This window comes from Arthrobacter horti, from assembly GCF_030731045.1.
Lineage (GTDB): Bacteria > Actinomycetota > Actinomycetes > Actinomycetales > Micrococcaceae > Arthrobacter_E > Arthrobacter_E nanjingensis.
In genome coordinates, this window is the sequence record NZ_JAVALS010000002.1 from 205,580 (window position 1) to 222,205 (window position 16,626).

The following is a 16,626-nucleotide window of genomic DNA, read 5'->3' on the forward strand; positions in this document are numbered from 1 at the left end:
TCTTCCATGACTTCCCTCGACGCCGCCTCCGCGCGCGCCCGCCTGCTCGAACTCATCAAGGAACTCGCCGTGGTCCGCGGCAAGGTCATCCTCTCCAGCGGCAAGGAGGCCGACTACTACGTCGACCTGCGCCGCATCACCCTGCACCACGAGGCCTCCCGCCTGGTGGGTCAGGTCATGCTGCAGCTGCTCGACGACGCCGGCATCGAGTTTGAGACGGCCGGCGGTCTGACCATGGGCGCCGACCCCGTGGGCACCGCCCTGATGCACGCGGCGGGCGACGCCGGCCGCACCATCGACGCCTTCGTCGTGCGCAAGGCTCAGAAGTCCTACGGCATGGGCCGCCAGGTGGAGGGCCCCGGCGTGGACGGCCGCGACGTCGTCGTGCTGGAGGACACCTCCACCACCGGTGGCAGCGCGCTGACCGCCATCGAGGGCGTCCGACACGCGGGCGGCAACGTCAAGGCCGTGGCCGTGATCGTGGACCGCAACACCGGTGCCAAGGAGAAGATCGAGGCCGAGACCGGCGTGCCGTACCTCTTCGCCTTCTCCAAGGACGAGCTCGGCCTGGACTAGAAGACCGGACGACGACGGCGGGTGCCGGCCCGCCGTCGTCGGGCGTCTGTTGTGATGCGCACCTCGTCGCTGGACTTCCGGGATCCCATCGGGCGCCGGTAACTTTGATGCATGACAAGTAACCTTGATGATTCCGGGGTGGACGTCCTCCCCGAGCCCGAGCGCGAAGTCCTCACCTGGGACACGTTCGGGGAAGCGTCCCGCGAGCTCGCCCAGACCGTGGTGGACAGTGGCTTCGAGCCGGAGGTCGTGGTCGCGATCGCCCGTGGCGGGCTGCTGCTGGCGGGTTCCATCGCCTACGCCCTCGGGGCCAAGGCCTGCGGCGCCCTGAACGTGGAGTTCTACACCGGCATCGGCACCGTCTTGCCCGAGCCTGTGGTCCTGCCGCCGATGCTGGACGAAGGAGCCCTGCACGGCAAGAAGGTCCTCCTGGTGGACGACGTCTCCGACTCGGGCCGCACCCTGGCCAAGGTCGTGGAACTCATCGCCGACTGGGGCGCCGAGGTCAAGACCGTCTGCCTCTACACCAAGCCCCGCACCATCCTGGTGCCGGACTACGAGTGGCGTCGCACGGACAAGTGGATCACCTTCCCGTGGTCCGCGCTGCCCCCGGTCGAGGCGCAGGCCTGACGCCGCCTCACCCACACCAACTGGTCCGGTCCAACTGTCGCAATGACGTACTCAAAGCGACAGTTGGACCGGACCAGTTGGGTTTTAAGGACTCTCAGATGAGGTCCACCAGCGTGGCCACGCTCGGCAGGACCTGGTTCGGCCGGAACGGGTAGGCCGCGATCTCGTCGTGCTGCGTGATCCCGGAGAGCACCAGCACCGTGTGCAGGCCGGCCTCCATACCCGCCACGATGTCCGTGTCCATGCGGTCGCCGATCATGGCGGTGGTCTCCGAATGGGCGTCGATCCGGTTCATGGCGGAGCGGAACATCATGGGGTTCGGCTTGCCCACGATGTACGGTTCCCGGCCGGTGGCCTTGGTGATGAGCGCCGCGATGGCGCCCGTGGCCGGCATGGGACCTTCCTTGGACGGCCCGGTGGCGTCCGGGTTCGTGGCGATGAACCGGGCGCCGGCCAGGATGAGGCGAATGGCGGTGGTGATCGCCTCGAAGGAGTAGGTGCGCGTCTCGCCGAGCACCACGAAGTCCGGGTCCTGATCGGTGAGGATGAAGCCCGCCTCATGCAGCGCCGTCGTCAGCCCGGCTTCGCCGATCGTATAAGCGCGGTTGCCGCTGTCCGAGCTCCTGACCTGTTCCTTCAGGAACTGCGCCGTGGCCAGGGCGGAGGTCCAGATGTTCTCCTCCGGCACCTCCAGACCGGAGGATTTCAGGCGTGCGGCCAGATCGCGCGGGGTGAAGATCGAGTTGTTGGTCAGGACCAGGAAACGCCGCGAGGTGTCCACCCAGCGCTGGATCAGCTCAGCGGCGCCGGGGATCGCGTGATTCTCATGGACCAGTACGCCGTCCATGTCGGTCAGCCAGCATTCGATCTCCTGCCCGCTGCGATGGTTGCGCAAGGGGTGTTGTTCGGCAGTGCTCATGGGTCCTCCTGAATGCCGGGATGCTCTCACCAGCTTAAGGTGCCGCCGAGCCGGGGCCATGGGGAGCCCCTGGAAGTCGCGGCAGGGTTTATAGTCACCATGAAAGGCAAATGATTTGCTTTACCCCGGCCCGCCCTGGGCCGGTCGCGCTTCTCAGACCGGGAAAGACCATGAACCCCAATTCTCAGCCTCAGCCGCCTGTGCCTCCCCAGCGGCCCGCTCAACCGCCGCACGCCTTCGCCGTGCCGGAGGAGGACGCCAACACGGTGCTGCGCAGCGGGCTCCCGCCTCAGCCCGCGACGCCGGCCGGTGGAGGTGACCGTAAGACGCTCGCGATCGTCCTCGGCAGCGTCGCCGCCGTCGTCGCCCTCGCGCTGGTGGCGGTTTTCGTATGGATCATCCCCGCATTCAGTGGCGGCCCCACGGCCGTCCCCGCCGCGAGCAGCGCCCCGTCTCCGGCGCAGGATTCGGCCGGCGAGAGCCGGCCGACGTCGTCCGCGGCCCCGAGTGGCTCCGGTTATGCGGACATGCCGGCCGGGGCGACCCCGCTTCCGGAATACTGGCGGACGCTGACCGGTCCGGACGATGCCCCGCAGAGCGGGGACAAGACCTTCAGTCGCTTCGTCACGGGCGAATCAAGCTTCGCGCGCCTCTCGGCGTGGTCGAAGGACCCGAAGCTCGGCATCACCACGGATCCGGAGACCGGCGATGAGATGCAGAAGGCCGCAGCCGGCACCGACGAGTTGGATGGTGACGGTCTTTCGATGGCGTTCTCCTTCTTCGCCGAGTCCGAGGGGCATAAATACGGCTCCGACCCGGAGCGCATCAAGGGCCTGATCGCCACCCTGCAGGCGAAGCTGACCGCCATGGGCCCCGAGGAGATGGGCCGGACCCTGGTGGGGCACAAGTGCGCCTCCGGTCTGACCACCACCAAGCCGGACACCCGGGAGTTCCTGCGAGGACTTGCCGTGGTGGTCGGTTTTCAGTGCCAGACCTCGCGTGGGGAGGCGATCCAGGGGGTGAATCTGTTCACCGTCACCCCGTGGGGAACTCCCCAGATCCTGGGCGTGAGCGGGCATCAGAGCTACTGGGATCAGCACCCGGGCCTCATGGCGAAACTGGCCAATTCCTACCGCATCAACAAGTGGGTCCTCCCCGGCGGCTGAGCGGCCCGGAATCCGGCGGCCGGGAGTCCCTCCGGGGCGTCCCAACTACAGTGGGAAGGTGACTGAACAGCCTCCCTCCAGCCCCTCCGTCCCCGGCCCCGCCGCAGAGGAGGAGAACGACGCCGCCCGGTCGGCCGCCGTCGTCGGCTCCACTGACGCGCCAGGGGAGACCGCCGCGGTGCCCGAGGTGGGCGTGGGCCCCTGGGAGGGGGCCTGGCCGGAGGGCGGCCACTGGGACCCGGAGCTCCTGGAACACGGTGACCGCCGCAACGTCCTGGACCAGTACCGCTACTGGAAGCACGACGCGATCGTGGCGGAGCTGGACACCCGCCGGCACAGCTTCCATGTGGCGATCGAGAACTGGCAGCACGATCTGAACATCGGCACCGTGGTGCGCACCGCCAATGCGTTCCTGGCCAAGGAGGTCCACATCATCGGGCGCCGCCGCTGGAACCGCCGCGGGGCCATGGTGACGGACAAGTACCAGCACGTCCGTCATCACCCCACGGTGGAGGACTTCGTGACATGGGCCCACGGGGAGGGGCTGACCATCCTGGGTGTGGACATCTTCCCGGACTCGGTGCCCCTGGAGACCTATGAGCTGCCCAAGGACTGTGTCCTGGTGTTCGGCCAGGAGGGGCCGGGCCTGTCGGACGAGGTCCACCGTGCCGCGGAGGCCACCCTCTCCATTGAGCAGTTCGGCTCCACCCGCTCCATCAACGCGGCCTCGGCCGCGGCCATCGCCATGCACGCCTGGATCCGGCGTCACGTGTTCGGTCAGCGGGTGACCTGACTCGTGGCAGGCCGTGCCGCGTCATGATCCACGCCACACATTCCGTGGTGGCGTGCTCGCTGGCTAGGATGGGATCCGTCACGCGGAAATAGCGCGAAACGGCCGGCGTCACCCGCTGCCGGCCATCCCCGTTGCCACTGATGGAGTCAGCATGCCTATCGCAACCCCGGAAATCTACGCCGACATGATCGACCGTGCGAAGGCGGGTGGTTTCGCCTACCCGGCCGTGAACGTCACCTCTTCGCAGACCCTCAATGCCGCGATCCGTGGTTTCGCCGAGGCCGGTTCCGACGGCATCATCCAGGTCTCCACCGGTGGTGCGGCCTACTGGTCCGGTGCCTCCGTGAAGGACATGGTGGCCGGTTCCCTCGGCTTCGCCGCCTTCGCCCGCGAGGTCGCCAAGAACTACGACGTGAACATCGCCCTGCACACGGACCACTGCCCCAAGGACAAGCTGGAGGGCTTCGTCCTGCCGCTGCTGGCCGCGTCCGAGGCCGAGGTCAAGGCCGGCCGCAACCCGCTCTTCAACTCCCACATGTGGGACGGCTCGCACGAGGAGCTCGGCGAGAACCTCCGCATCGCCCGTGAGCTGCTGGACCGCACCGCGGCCGCCAAGATGATCCTCGAGGTTGAGATCGGCACCGTCGGCGGCGAGGAGGACGGTGTGGAGAACGAGATCAACGAGAAGCTCTACACCACCACCGAGGACGCCCTGGCGACCATCGAGGCCCTGGGCTCCGGCGAGAACGGCCGCTACATCACGGCGCTGACCTTCGGCAATGTGCACGGTGTGTACAAGCCGGGCGGTGTGAAGCTGCGTCCCGAGCTGCTGAAGAAGATCCAGGAGGAGGTCGGCGCCAAGATCGGCAAGGCCAACCCGTTCGACCTGGTCTTCCACGGCGGCTCCGGTTCCTCCGAGCAGGAGATCGCGGACGCCGTCTCCTTCGGTGTCATCAAGATGAACGTGGACACGGACACCCAGTACGCGTTCACCCGCCCGGTGGCCGGCCACATGATGAGCAACTACGACGGCGTGCTGAAGGTCGACGGAGAGATCGGCAACAAGAAGACCTACGACCCCCGCGTCTGGGGCGCCTCCGCCGAGGCCGGCATGGCCGCCCGCATCGTCGAGGCCGCCCAGCAGCTCGGCTCCGCCGGCAAGAGCGGCAAGTAGGCATGTCGGACGAGTTCCGCGCCAATCTGCTCGGCCCGGAGCCCACGAAGCTCCCCGCCGAGACGGAGGTCTACCAGCACCTGGCCGTGGGTGTGCACGTCCACGAACTGCTGGCGAAGTACCCCGCCTCCTCCCTGCTGTGGGCGCTTGCGGCCGAGCAGGCGTGGGCCGAAGGCAAGACGATCGAGTCCTACGCCTTCGCCCGGGTCGGCTACCACCGCGGCCTGGACGCCCTGCGCCGCAACGGCTGGCGCGGCGCCGGCCCCATCCCGTGGGAGCACGAGCCCAATCAGGGCTTCCTGCGTGCGCTCCACGCCCTGGGTCGCGCCTCGGCGGCCATCGGCGAAGCCGAGGAGCCGGAACGCATCTCGACGTTCCTGAACGACTCGGACCCCACGGCGAAGGCGGCCATCGAGGCCCTCTGAGCCACGGCTGAATGAACGACGACGGCGGCGGGTGGTCACCTGGAAAGGTGGCCACCCGCCGCTGTTCCCGGCTCAGCCCTTCCGCAGCTCCCGGCGCAGGATCTTGCCGGACGCGGATTTGGGGATCGCGTCCAGGAACTCGACCTGCCGGACTTTCTTGTGCGGCGCCACGTGCTTCGCCACGAAGGACATGACCCCCTCGGCGTCCAGGGCCGACCCCGCCTGCCGCACCACGAACGCCTTGGGCACCTCCTGATGGTCCTCGTCGTACGCGCCCACCACGGCGGCGTCGGCGATCTCCGGGTGAGTGAGCAGCACGGCCTCCAGCTCCGCCGGGGGGATCTGGTAGCCCTTGTACTTGATGAGTTCCTTGAGCCGGTCCACGATCGTCACCACACCCGTGGAGGACACCGTGGCGATGTCACCCGTGTGCAGGAAGCCGTCCGTATCCAGCGCCTCCGCGGTCGCTTCCGGCAGGTTGAGGTAGCCGAGCATCACGTTGGGGCCCCGGCACAGCAGGTGCCCGGGCTCGCTGACTCCCTCCGCCGGCGGGTCGATGTCCTCTCCGGTGGCCAGGTCCACGATCCTCATGTCCATGTTCGGCACGGTGTAGCCGCAGCTGCCCAGGGGCACTCCCTCCGCCGAACGGGGGATGAGATGAGAGACCGGGCTCATCTCGCTCATGCCGTAACCCTGGAGCATCCGGCAGCCGATCCGTTCCGCCACCGCATGCCCCAGTTCCTCGTCCAGCGGCGCCGCCCCGGACAAGGCGGTGTGGACGCTGGAGAGGTCGTACTCGGCCACCAGCGGGTGCTTCGCCAGGGCGACGGCCACGGGCGGTGCGATGAACAGATAGCTGATCCGGTGCTCCTGGATGATCCGCAGGAACTCCGTGAGGTCGAATTTCGGCATGGTGACCAGGCTGGCCCGTTCCGCCAGGGCCAGGTTCAGCAGCACCGTCATGCCGTAAATGTGGAAGAAGGGCAGCAGGGCCAGCAGCCGGTCCTCCGGGACCACCTCGAGCAGGGCCCGGGCCTGCTGGACATTCGCCACGAGGTTGCGGTGCGTGAGCATCACGCCCTTGGGGGCGCTCGTGGTGCCGGAGGAGAACGGCAGCACGGCGATGTGGGTCGCCGGGTCGATCGTGACGTCGGGGGCCAGGTGCCCTTCCTCCAGGATGCCGGGATAGGCGGGGTGAGCCTCGCCGTCGCCGCCGATCACCACCAGTTGCTCCGCCGGGATCCCGGCCGTCCGGGCCGCCTCTTCGGCCCGCTCAAGGAAGGGCGCGATCGTGAACAGCCAGGTGGCGCCCGCGTCCTGGAGCTGGTGGGCCACCTCCTCCGCCGTGTACAGGGCGTTGATGGTGGTGGCTGCCGCGCCCGCGCGCAGGATGCCGTGGAACACCGGCGCGAACGCCGGGATGTTGGGGGAGAGGAGCCCGACGACGTCGCCGGGCTTCACGCCATGCGCGGCCAGATAGCCGGCCACGAGTCCGATGTTGGTCACCAGGGTGCGATAGGTCCCCGAGGCGCCCGTGGTGCCGTCCACGAGGGCCACGCGATCCAGGTCCGCTTCGCTCAGGCCTCCGAAGAGATGGTCGTGGACGCTCAGATCCGGAATGTCGACGTCGGGGTACGGACTGCTGAACACGGTGCCTCCTGCGTGCCGCGGCCGGAAGGAATGACGGCACGGGGACCGCGACGTTACCGGCTGGTATGTGATCCAGATAACAGCCAAAGTGCCGTCCGGCACAAGATGCGGACCCGGGCGAATCGTGTCCCTCCCGTGATTGACCTGGGGTCAATACGGTCGTCATGCTTAACCGAGCATGTCCTGCCGGGGAGGGACCGGGTGTGCTGCCCGTGCGTCGGTCTGGGAGGAGCCGGCGCCGCATCACTCACTCACATGACAGGGCAACACCATGGATCAGAATTCCACGCGCACCTTCCGTTCCCGCAAGGCCCGCGCCATCCTGGCCGGCGGCCTGGTGCTGGGCGTCGGGGCCGTCTTCACCCTCGCAGCCTGGACCGACAACGAATGGGTCTTCGGCCAGAACGACAACGGCACGGCCGGGCCTGGCACACAGGTCTACCACATGGAGCAGAACACCTGGACGGGCGCTTCCGGCGCCGCCGCCTGGAGTTCGCAGGGCTCCAAGAACGGCGGGGCCCTGACCTTCACGGTCAACGCCAATCAGCTGGTTCCGGGCGCCGTGGTCTACGCGCCCATGGAACTCCGCGCCGCCGCGGGTTCTCAGGCTCTCACGGCCCTCCTCGCCGAAGGCGTGCAGGCCATTCCCACGGCGGAACCCACCAACAGCCCCTCGCTGTACGCGGCTCTGACGTACTCGGTGAAGTCCGGCGTGACCAAGGCACAGTGCAATGCGGCCGGATTCGCGGCGGCCGGGACCACGCTGGTGGCCGCCGGGCAGCCGCTCACGGCCACTTCCAGCACCCCGATCTCCCTGCCGGCCGGCGCTTCGGGTGCGGCGGGCACCCCCGTCGACATCTGCTTCGCGCTCTCCCTGCCGTCCACCACGGACACGACCCTGCAGGGCAAGGAGACCACCCCGCTCTGGCGCTTCACCAGCACCGTCGGCTCCTGATCGGTGGTGAGACGTGGTGCCAGGCTGGTCCGTGAGGCTCTTCTGAGCCTCGCGGCCCTCCTGGGCCTGCTGTGTCTGGTGGGGGTCGTGGCGTCCGTCCTGTTCGGTGTGGGTTTCGTGGTGTTCCGGACTGGATCCATGGAGCCGGGGTACCCCGTGGGGGCTCTCTCTGTGACCGTCCGCGTCCCCGCTGACCAGGTGAAGCCGGGCGATGTGGTGTCGGTGAAGCGTCCCGGCTCTGGAACGCTCGTGACCCACCGCGCGGTGTCCGTGCGCCCGGAGGCGGGTGGGCCTGCGGGAGCCGCCGCTCTGATCCTGAAAGGTGACGCGAACACCACGGAGGATCCGCTGCCATACCAGGTGGACACGGTGCAGCGGGTGGTGTTCACCGTTCCGGCCGTCGGGACCTGGGTCATGAATTCGCGCGGGCCGTGGTTCCTCGGCGCGGCGACCCTGGTCATCGCCGCCGTGGTGACGTGGGCGTTCTGGCCGCACCGGACGCCCCGGCATGCGGCGGGGAGGGAGGCTTGATGAGGAAGGTGAGCCGCGCCGTCGTCGTGGTCTGCCTTGCGGCTGCCTGCCTGCCGGTGACCCCGGCCGCGGCGGCGGATCCCTTCGTCCCGGTGCCCGAGGTGGGGGCGCCGGACCGTCTGCAGCTGGCCTCGGCTCCGTACCCGCTCGTGTTCCCGTCGCTGAAGCCCGGCCAGGAATACTCCTGGCAGTTGAGGATGCACGTGGCCGAGCGGGTTACGGCATCCACGACGCTCCGGCTGAGTGCGACGGGTGCGCTCTCCGGGCCCGGGGGATACCTCCTCACGGTCCGCGAATGCCCGGAACCCTGGACCGGCGCCAGCGGTGTGGACGTGACCCTGCGCTGCGCGTCGGTGCCCGTGATGCGGATGAATCGGGTCCCGCTGGACTCCGTGGACCCGGATGCCAGAGTCCCGCTGGCCGGGCTGTCCGCCGGGAAGTACTCGTACCTGGCGGTGTCACTCGCCGCGCCGCAGGGCACTCACCCGGCGGACGGTGACAGCCTCCGGCTGGGGCTGGGGATCACCGCTCACTCCACGGAGGACGACGGCGCAACGGCGGTGGGCAGCGAGCTGGGCCGGACCGGGTTCGACGGCGCCCGCTGGGCTCTGGCGGGCGGCGCGCTGCTGCTCGGCGGGGCGGCGCTGTGGGCCGCCTTGGGGCGCCGGCCCCGGCGCACGCTCGGGCTGGACGGCGAAGGGCATCGACGAGGTGGTGGGACATGACCGGGATCCGCGGACGGGCCGCCGCGGCGCTCGCGGTGTGCGTGGTCTTCGTCGCCTCACCGCTGCCGCGCGCGGTGCCCACCGAAGCGGCCTGGGCGGACCCCGAATGGACCCACGGGTACGCGGGGGCCTCCGGTGCCGTGGGGACCCTGGCCACCGTTTCCCCGGCCACGATCACACAGTGCACCTTCAACGGTGGCCTGACCGCGACGGTGGATGTGTACTGGACGCTTCCGGCCGGGGCTTGGACCGTCGACAACGCCCGGCTGTACACGGCGCCGGCTGGCGGAAACACGCTGAGTGACAGCGGGAAGGTCGTTGACAACACCACGACCGTGCCCTCCGGCCCCGGGTACAAATCGACCATCGCCCTCGGCCTGCTGGGGCTGGGAGGCGGACTGATCGGCACACGGGATACGGCGATCGTCCTGCAGGCCGGTACCTGGCAGTCCGCGGAGGCCAGGATCCGCGTCCGTCAGCTCGCCGGGCTGGTGGGAAGCTGTGCCATCCAATAGCACCCGGTGAATCACCTCGATGCGGGTTCCGCGCCCGAGTCGACTAAACTGGGTAGGTCAACGCCCTGCCGAGCCCCATGGGAGGCCCCTGTGCCAGCAATCGTGATCGTCGGAGCCCAGTGGGGCGATGAAGGCAAGGGAAAGGCCACCGACCTCCTGGGCGGTCGCGTGGATTACGTGGTGAAGCCGAACGGCGGCAACAACGCCGGGCACACCGTCGTCGTGAACGGTGAGAAGTATGAGCTCAAGCTCCTTCCCGCCGGCATCCTCAGCCCCAACGCCATCCCGGTCATCGGCAACGGCTGCGTGGTCAACCTCGAGGCCCTCTTCCAGGAGATCGACGGGCTCGAAGCACGCGGCGCGGACACCTCCCGCCTGCGCGTCTCCGCCAACGCCCACCTGGTGGCCCCGTACCACCAGGTCCTGGACAAGGTCACGGAGCGCTTCCTGGGCAAGCGGGCCATCGGCACCACCGGCCGCGGCATCGGCCCGGCCTACATGGACAAGGTGGCCCGTCTGGGTCTCCGCGTCCAGGACGTCTTCGACGAGTCCATCCTGCGCCAGAAGGTGGAGGGCTCCCTGCACCAGAAGAACCAGCTGCTGGTGAAGGTCTACAACCGCCGCGCCGTCGAAGTCGAGGAGATCGTCCAGTACTTCCTCTCCTTCGCCGAACGCCTGCGGCCGCTGGTCATCGACTCGACCTACGAGCTGAACAAGGCCCTGGACGAGGGCAAGGTGGTCCTCATGGAGGGCGGCCAGGCCACCTTCCTGGACGTGGACCACGGCACCTACCCGTTCGTGACCTCCTCCAACCCCACCGCCGGCGGCGCGTCCGTGGGCTCCGGCATCGGTCCCACCCGCATCTCCCGCTCCATCGGCATCATCAAGGCCTACACCACCCGCGTGGGCGCCGGCCCGTTCCCCACGGAACTGTTCGACGACATGGGCCTGTACCTTCAGAAGACCGGCGGCGAGTTCGGCGTCAACACGGGCCGCCCGCGCCGCTGTGGCTGGTACGACGCCGTCCTGGCCCGCCACGCCTCCCGCGTCAACGGCTTCACGGACTACTTCCTCACCAAGCTGGACGTGCTCACGGGCATCGAGCAGATCCCGGTCTGCGTGGCGTACGACGTGGACGGTGTGCGCCATGACGAGATGCCCATGACCCAGACCGGCTTCCACCACGCGAAGCCCATCTTCGAGTACTTCCCGGGCTGGACCGAGAACATCAGCAGCGCCAAGACCCTGGACGAGCTCCCGGAGAATGCCCGCAACTACGTCCTGGCACTGGAGCGCCTCTCCGGCACCCGCTTCTCCGCCATCGGCGTGGGCCCCGACCGCGAGCAGACCATCGTCGTGCACGACCTGATCGAGGGCTGATTCCCTTACCCCTTTCTCGAGGGCCGGTGGCGCGTTGGCGTTGCCGGCCCTTGGCGTACAGGGGTCCGGAGGATGTATTCCCGAAAGCGGCGCATCGCGCGCCGAAGCGAGGAACGAGCGCAGGCGTGTGTCTAAGCCGCGTGGGAATGCATCCTCCGGGCAGAGGAATAGGCTTGGGGCATGGCATACGTCAACGATCCTGCCGTCGTCGAGAAGCTCATGACCACGAAGGCCCGCTGGGCTGTCGTCGGGCTGAGCACCAATCAGTGGCGGGCGGCCTATGACATCGCCCTGACGGTCCGCGACCGGATGGGCATGGAGATCGTTCCGATCAACCCCAAGGGCGAGGATGTGCACGGGGAGAAGGGCTACACGCGGCTGTCCGAGGTGCCGGGCGGGGTGGACGTGGTGGAGTGCTTCGTGAACTCCGAACGCGTCGGCGCCGTGATCGACCAGGCGATCGAGGTGGGTGCCAAGGCCGTCTGGACGCAGCTAGGCGTGATCGACGACGCCGCGGCGCAGCGCGCGCTGGACGCCGGCCTGGACGTCGTGGTCAACGAGTGCCCGGACCGGGTGCTCCACCGCTGGGCGCTGGAGGGCCGCCGCCTCGGCAGCGATCACCAGGCCCGCGCCTAGGCCACCGAAGACGACGACGGCGCGTTGCCGCCGTCGCGCACTCATCTCATACAGCGGCCCGGAGGCCGCGGAGGAGCACTGAATGGACGCTGCGAGCCTGCGGGAGTTCTGCCTGTCCTTCCCGGGAGCGGTGGAGGAGTTCCCCTTCGATCCCGAGCTCTCCGTCTTCAAGGTGGCCTCCGCCGTGGACGGTGCGCGCCACCCTGCCAAGATGTTCGCCGCATCGCGTCTGGACGTCCCCTTGCAGATCAGCCTGAAGTGCGAACCGGATCTGGCCCTGCAGCTGAGGGCGGCGCATCCGCAGATCACGGGGGCGTGGCACATGAACAAGAAGCACTGGAACGGGGTGCTCCTGGACGGGCTTCCCGAGGATCTGCTGCGCGACATGATCGAGGACTCGTATGACCTGGTGGTGTCCACGCTGAGCCGCCGGCAGCAGGAGCAGCTCGGCTGGAAGGGCTTGGTGGAGCGGGGCTGATCCGGCCCCGGACGTGCGGAGGGGCCGGATACCGCCGACTTCCGCCGAACAGCCCGGCCCCGCCCAGTCCTGTGACCCTGGCACATCCTGGATTCCGAGCGGCCGCCTCCTAAAACGGTCGCTCGGCACCGGTGAGAATCCCCCAGATTCCTGCACCGGTACGTGGCATTCCTCCCGGAAGAGCTGGTGGTCAGGGTGCCACGTACTGCAGAACACACTATCCGCGTACAGGTGGCCCTGTCCTGAGTAGTCGCTACTCTATTTTTTCCAGACACCGGCGGGGCGGTGGCGCAGGTACCCGGGCCGGTGGGAACCTGTCCCCAGGAACAGCTGCGCGGCGCCGGCGAAATGAGAGCCCGCTCGCGCGGATCCGCCTGGCGAGCGCCGCGGAATTGCGGTGAGTTATGAAACCGCAATGAAAGAAGTTGATCAAAACTCCCAGGATTTATTGCGTTTCGCGCAGAGATGGTGTTGCATATCTCACAGGCAGGGGTCCCGATGGGCCCAGGTCACGCTGGTCGAAGCTGTTGAAGATGCGCCCAGCTCCTTTGAGTCATCGGAAGGTAACGATATGAAAATGCAGAACCAGCCGTTCGCTCGGCGTGGATTCCTCCGGGGGGCGCTCGCAACGGCCGCGGTCATCCCCATGGGCGGCGCATTGGCTTCCTGTGCAGCCGGCGGTGGCAGTGGCGGCGGTTCCAACGCCACCGGCACGGTCTCTGCGGACAACCCGTTCGGCATGGCCGGCAGCTCCACCGTGGATGCGGTGATCTTCGACGGCGGTTACAAGACGGACTACGTCCAGTTCGCGGCCAATGTGGCGGAGAAGAAGTTCCAGGGCTCCACCTTCAAGGTCACCCCGTCCACGGCGATCTCCGCCGAGCTTCAGCCCCGCTTCGCCGGTGGCAACCCGCCGGACCTCGTGGACAACTCCGGTGCTCAGTCCATCGGCATCTCCACCATCCTGGACCAGCTGGAGGATCTCCAGGGCGTGGTGAACGCCAACAACTACGAGGGCACCAAGATCTCGGACACCCTGTACGAAGGCGTGCTGGCCCCCGGTACCTTCGGTGGCAAGGTCGCAGCCATCAACTACGCCCTGACCATTTACGGCTTCTGGTACTCCGCCTCCCTCTTCAAGGACAACGGCTGGACCCCGCCGAAGACCTGGGACGAGGCATTCGCTCTCGGTGAGAAGGCCAAGGCCCAGGGCAAGTACCTGTTCCTCTGGGGCAAGGAAGCCGCCACCTACTACCAGGAGCTGGCCTTCGCCTCCGCCATCAAGGAAGGCGGCCAGGACGTCCGCCTCAATATCGAGAACCTCAAGCCGAACGCCTGGAAGCAGGACGCCATCACCAAGGTGTTCGAGGCGCTGGAGAAGCACATCAAGGCCGGCCACTTCAAGCCGGGCGGATCGGGCACCCAGTTCACGGCGGCTCAGGCCCAGTGGTCCAACAACCAGGACGCCCTGCTGTACCCGTCCGGTTCCTGGATCGAGAACGAGATGAAGGACCAGACGAAGTCGGGCTTCCAGATGACCGGTGCTCCGGTGCCGACCGTCACCTCCGGCTCCAAGATGCCGTACGAGGCCTTGCACTCCGGTGCCGGCGAGCCCTTCATCGTCCCGTCTCAGGGCAAGAACGTCCCCGGCGGCAAGGAGCTTCTCCGCGCCATGCTGTCCAAGGAAGCGGCCACCAACTTCGCCAAGACCAAGCTCGCTCCGACCATCGTCAAGGGCACCGTCCCGGCCGACGGCTTCGGCTCCACGGCGCTCGTGTCCCAGATCAAGATGCTGGACGGCGCCGGCAAGAACGTCTTCAACTGGCAGGTCTTCGACCTCTACGGCACCAACAAGGACCAGCTCGTCGTCTGGAACGCCTTCCTGGACGGCAAGAGCTCGGCCGCGCAGCTCGCGGACGCTCTGCAGCAGATCTCGGACAAGGTCGCGAACGACCCGTCCATCAAGAAGGTTGACATCAAGTGACCCAGCCTGTTTCGGGCACCACCAAGGGCGGCGGCCAGGCGGCCGCCGCCCCGCGGCGGCGCAAGAAGCTGACCTGGGACAAGGTCAGCTTCATGTTGGTGTTCCTCGGGGTGCCGTTCGTTCTGTACATCATTTTCGTGATCTCGCCGTTCATCCAGGCGTTCATCTACAGCTTCACCAACTGGTCGGGCTTCAGCCCGAAGTACGACTTCGTGGGTTTGAGCAACTACGTGCGGATCTTCCAGGACAACCTGTTCCTGAAGGCACTGGGCAACAACATCCTGCTGCTCGTGGTCGTCCCGCTCGTGACCATCGTCCTCTCGCTCGCTCTGGCTGTTGTCGTGACTGTGGGTGGCAGCAGCAAGGGGCAGGTGAAGGGCCTGAAGGGGTCCGGCTTCTACCGGGTGGTCTCCTTCTTCCCGTACACCATCCCCGCCATCGCCATCGGCATCATGTGGGGACAGATCTATGACCCGAGCAACGGCCTGCTGAACGGCCTGCTCCGGGCAGTGGGGCTTTCAGGTTTCAAGGACTACCCGTGGCTGGGCGACTCCCGCACCGCCATGCTGGCGTCCATGTTCGTGATCATCTGGGGTTTCGTCGGCTTCTACATGGTCCTCTTCATCGCCGGCATCAAGGGCATCCCGGCCGAGCTGTACGAGGCCGCCCGCATTGACGGCGCAGGCCGTCTGCGCACGGCGATGAACATCACGATCCCGATGATCCGGGACAACATCCAGACGGCCTACGTCTATCTCGGCATCGTCGCTCTCGACGCGTTCGTCTACATGGCTGCGCTGTTCCCGAACGCCGGTGGCCCGGAGAACTCCACTCTGGTCATGGCGCAGCAGCTGTTCTTCACGGCCTTCCAGCGTGGACAGTTCGGGGTGGCCACGGCGATGGGCGTGGTCATGGCGGTCGCGACGCTCGGCTTCTCAGGGCTGGTGTTCCTGGTGAACCGGCTGACCGGTGGTAAGGATCAGGAACTCGTATGAGCGTACTCAACAAGACCACGGCGCCGGAAGGCCACGTGGAGCGCAAGGCGGAAGCCACCAAGAGTGACAAGGCGGTGGCCGGAGTCAGTCACGTGGTGCTGATCCTGTGGTCGGTCATCGTGGTGCTGCCGCTGCTGTGGACCTTCATGTCCTCGTTCAAGTCCTCGTCCGACATCTTCGCATCCCCCTTCGGGTTGCCGACCGTGTGGCATTTCGACAACTACTCCCGAGCGTGGCAGACCGCCCACATCGGCGAGTACTTCGGGAACTCCGTCCTCGTCGTCGGCGTCTCCCTGGTGCTGGTCATGCTCCTGGGCGCCATGTCGGCCTATGTCCTGGCACGCTTCAAGTTCTGGGGCAACAGGTTCCTGTACATCATGATGCTGGCCGGCAACACCTTCCCGATCTTCCTGGCCATGGTGCCGCTGTTCAAGATCCTCCAGAACATCGGCATCCTCGGGACCTACCAGGCGATGATCGCCACCTACACCAGCTTCGCTCTGGCCTTCACCGTCTTCTTCCTGCACAGCTTCTTCAGGAACCTGCCGGGCGAGATCGCGGAGGCTGCGGCGATCGACGGCGCAGGTGAGTGGAGGACGTTCTTCCAGATCATGCTGCCGATGGCCAGGCCTGGACTGGCGTCCGTGGCGATCTTCAACTTCCTGGGTCTGTGGAACCAGTTCCTCATCCCGGTGACGATCAATGCCTCCGGCCCGAAGGTGCTCTCCCAGGGTCTGTTCTCCTACGCACAGCAGATGGGTTACGCAGTGGACTTCGGCGCCCTGTTCGCCGCCGTGACGGTGACGGTGCTCCCGGTCCTGGTGGTCTACATCATCTTCCAGCGTCAGCTGCAGGGATCCGTGTCCCAGGGCACGTCCCGCTGACCCTTCAGCCGCGGAGAGCCGATCCCGGCCCCGCACCTGGGCCGGGTGGGCCAGCCCCATAGTCCAGCCCGGCCATTGAGGCCCCTGCCGCCAGCCCACACTGGCCGGCAGGGGCCTCACTTCTTCCCATTCATCGACTGCTCCGTAGGTGTCGTTCTGAGCTCTCAGAACGACACCTACGGAGCAGTCGATTGTGCCTGTGGATACTTT

The 16,626-nt window shown here is 67.3% G+C and carries 18 protein-coding genes; 16 read left to right on the top strand and 2 right to left on the bottom strand.

Going from position 1 to position 16,626, the window contains the following annotated elements; all coding sequences use genetic code 11:
- The first annotated feature begins 6 nt into the window (after positions 1-6).
- Together pyrE and Q9R02_RS04810 are read left to right on the top strand one after the other, a co-directional pair.
- The gene (gene pyrE, locus Q9R02_RS04805; protein WP_305995519.1) at positions 7-576 is read left to right on the top strand and encodes an orotate phosphoribosyltransferase; all 570 of its coding nucleotides are present in this window, start codon (positions 7-9) and stop codon (positions 574-576) included.
- Positions 577-687: 111 nt separating this feature from the next.
- On the top strand, positions 688-1,206 hold the full coding sequence (locus Q9R02_RS04810) for a phosphoribosyltransferase (RefSeq protein ID WP_305995520.1): 519 nt from the start codon (positions 688-690) through the stop codon (positions 1,204-1,206).
- A gap of 94 nt (positions 1,207-1,300) precedes the next feature.
- On the opposite strand, the gene Q9R02_RS04815 is transcribed toward Q9R02_RS04810, so the two are convergent.
- Positions 1,301-2,125: an HAD-IIA family hydrolase gene (locus Q9R02_RS04815; protein WP_305995521.1), complete on the bottom strand. Its 825-nt coding sequence runs from the start codon at positions 2,123-2,125 to the stop codon at positions 1,301-1,303.
- A gap of 170 nt (positions 2,126-2,295) precedes the next feature.
- Between Q9R02_RS04815 and Q9R02_RS04820 the strand changes: the two genes are divergently transcribed.
- The 4 genes from Q9R02_RS04820 (at position 2,296) to Q9R02_RS04835 (ending at position 5,683) form a co-directional block, all read left to right on the top strand.
- Positions 2,296-3,291, top strand: a complete 996-nt coding sequence (locus Q9R02_RS04820) for a hypothetical protein (protein ID WP_305995522.1) — start codon at positions 2,296-2,298, stop codon at positions 3,289-3,291.
- A 58-nt stretch (positions 3,292-3,349) separates the two neighbouring features.
- Positions 3,350-4,084 (top strand): TrmH family RNA methyltransferase, encoded by a 735-nt coding sequence (locus tag Q9R02_RS04825; protein WP_425279215.1) that lies wholly within the window; start codon positions 3,350-3,352, stop codon positions 4,082-4,084.
- 124 nt (positions 4,085-4,208) lie between these two features.
- Positions 4,209-5,258, top strand: coding sequence for a class II fructose-bisphosphate aldolase (fbaA, locus tag Q9R02_RS04830; RefSeq protein ID WP_305995755.1), 1,050 nt, complete (start codon positions 4,209-4,211; stop codon positions 5,256-5,258).
- Between the two features lie 2 nt (positions 5,259-5,260).
- On the top strand, positions 5,261-5,683 hold the full coding sequence (locus tag Q9R02_RS04835; RefSeq protein ID WP_305995523.1) for a DUF3151 domain-containing protein: 423 nt from the start codon (positions 5,261-5,263) through the stop codon (positions 5,681-5,683).
- Positions 5,684-5,755: 72 nt separating this feature from the next.
- Here the strand turns inward: Q9R02_RS04835 and Q9R02_RS04840 are convergent, their stop codons facing one another.
- Positions 5,756-7,333: an AMP-binding protein gene (locus tag Q9R02_RS04840; RefSeq protein WP_305995524.1), complete on the bottom strand. Its 1,578-nt coding sequence runs from the start codon at positions 7,331-7,333 to the stop codon at positions 5,756-5,758.
- A 271-nt stretch (positions 7,334-7,604) separates the two neighbouring features.
- Between Q9R02_RS04840 and Q9R02_RS04845 the strand changes: the two genes are divergently transcribed.
- The 10 genes from Q9R02_RS04845 to Q9R02_RS04890 all read left to right on the top strand — a co-directional run bounded on the left by Q9R02_RS04845 (position 7,605) and on the right by Q9R02_RS04890 (position 16,416).
- On the top strand, positions 7,605-8,288 hold the full coding sequence (locus tag Q9R02_RS04845) for a SipW-dependent-type signal peptide-containing protein (RefSeq protein ID WP_305995525.1): 684 nt from the start codon (positions 7,605-7,607) through the stop codon (positions 8,286-8,288).
- Between the two features lie 6 nt (positions 8,289-8,294).
- The gene (locus Q9R02_RS04850) at positions 8,295-8,819 is read left to right on the top strand and encodes a signal peptidase I (RefSeq protein ID WP_305995526.1); all 525 of its coding nucleotides are present in this window, start codon (positions 8,295-8,297) and stop codon (positions 8,817-8,819) included.
- On the top strand, positions 8,819-9,544 hold the full coding sequence (locus tag Q9R02_RS04855) for a hypothetical protein (protein ID WP_305995527.1): 726 nt from the start codon (positions 8,819-8,821) through the stop codon (positions 9,542-9,544). The genes Q9R02_RS04850 and Q9R02_RS04855 overlap by 1 nt, the downstream gene beginning before the upstream one ends.
- Positions 9,541-10,059, top strand: coding sequence for a hypothetical protein (locus Q9R02_RS04860; RefSeq protein WP_305995528.1), 519 nt, complete (start codon positions 9,541-9,543; stop codon positions 10,057-10,059). Before Q9R02_RS04855 ends, Q9R02_RS04860 begins: the two co-directional genes overlap by 4 nt.
- Before the next feature lie 90 nt (positions 10,060-10,149).
- Complete coding sequence (locus Q9R02_RS04865; RefSeq protein WP_305995529.1) at positions 10,150-11,439, top strand: adenylosuccinate synthase; 1,290 nt, start codon at positions 10,150-10,152, stop codon at positions 11,437-11,439.
- Positions 11,440-11,619: 180 nt separating this feature from the next.
- Positions 11,620-12,075, top strand: coding sequence for a CoA-binding protein (locus Q9R02_RS04870; RefSeq protein WP_305995530.1), 456 nt, complete (start codon positions 11,620-11,622; stop codon positions 12,073-12,075).
- A gap of 82 nt (positions 12,076-12,157) precedes the next feature.
- A complete protein-coding gene (locus Q9R02_RS04875) occupies positions 12,158-12,553 on the top strand; it encodes an MmcQ/YjbR family DNA-binding protein (RefSeq protein WP_305995531.1) in 396 nt (131 codons plus the stop codon).
- Positions 12,554-13,124: 571 nt separating this feature from the next.
- Positions 13,125-14,537, top strand: coding sequence for an N-acetylglucosamine/diacetylchitobiose ABC transporter substrate-binding protein (gene ngcE, locus Q9R02_RS04880; protein WP_305995532.1), 1,413 nt, complete (start codon positions 13,125-13,127; stop codon positions 14,535-14,537).
- Between the two features lie 92 nt (positions 14,538-14,629).
- A complete protein-coding gene (locus tag Q9R02_RS04885) occupies positions 14,630-15,532 on the top strand; it encodes a carbohydrate ABC transporter permease (RefSeq protein ID WP_425279221.1) in 903 nt (300 codons plus the stop codon).
- Complete coding sequence (locus Q9R02_RS04890; protein WP_305995534.1) at positions 15,529-16,416, top strand: carbohydrate ABC transporter permease; 888 nt, start codon at positions 15,529-15,531, stop codon at positions 16,414-16,416. Before Q9R02_RS04885 ends, Q9R02_RS04890 begins: the two co-directional genes overlap by 4 nt.
- Positions 16,417-16,626: the final 210 nt, after the last annotated feature.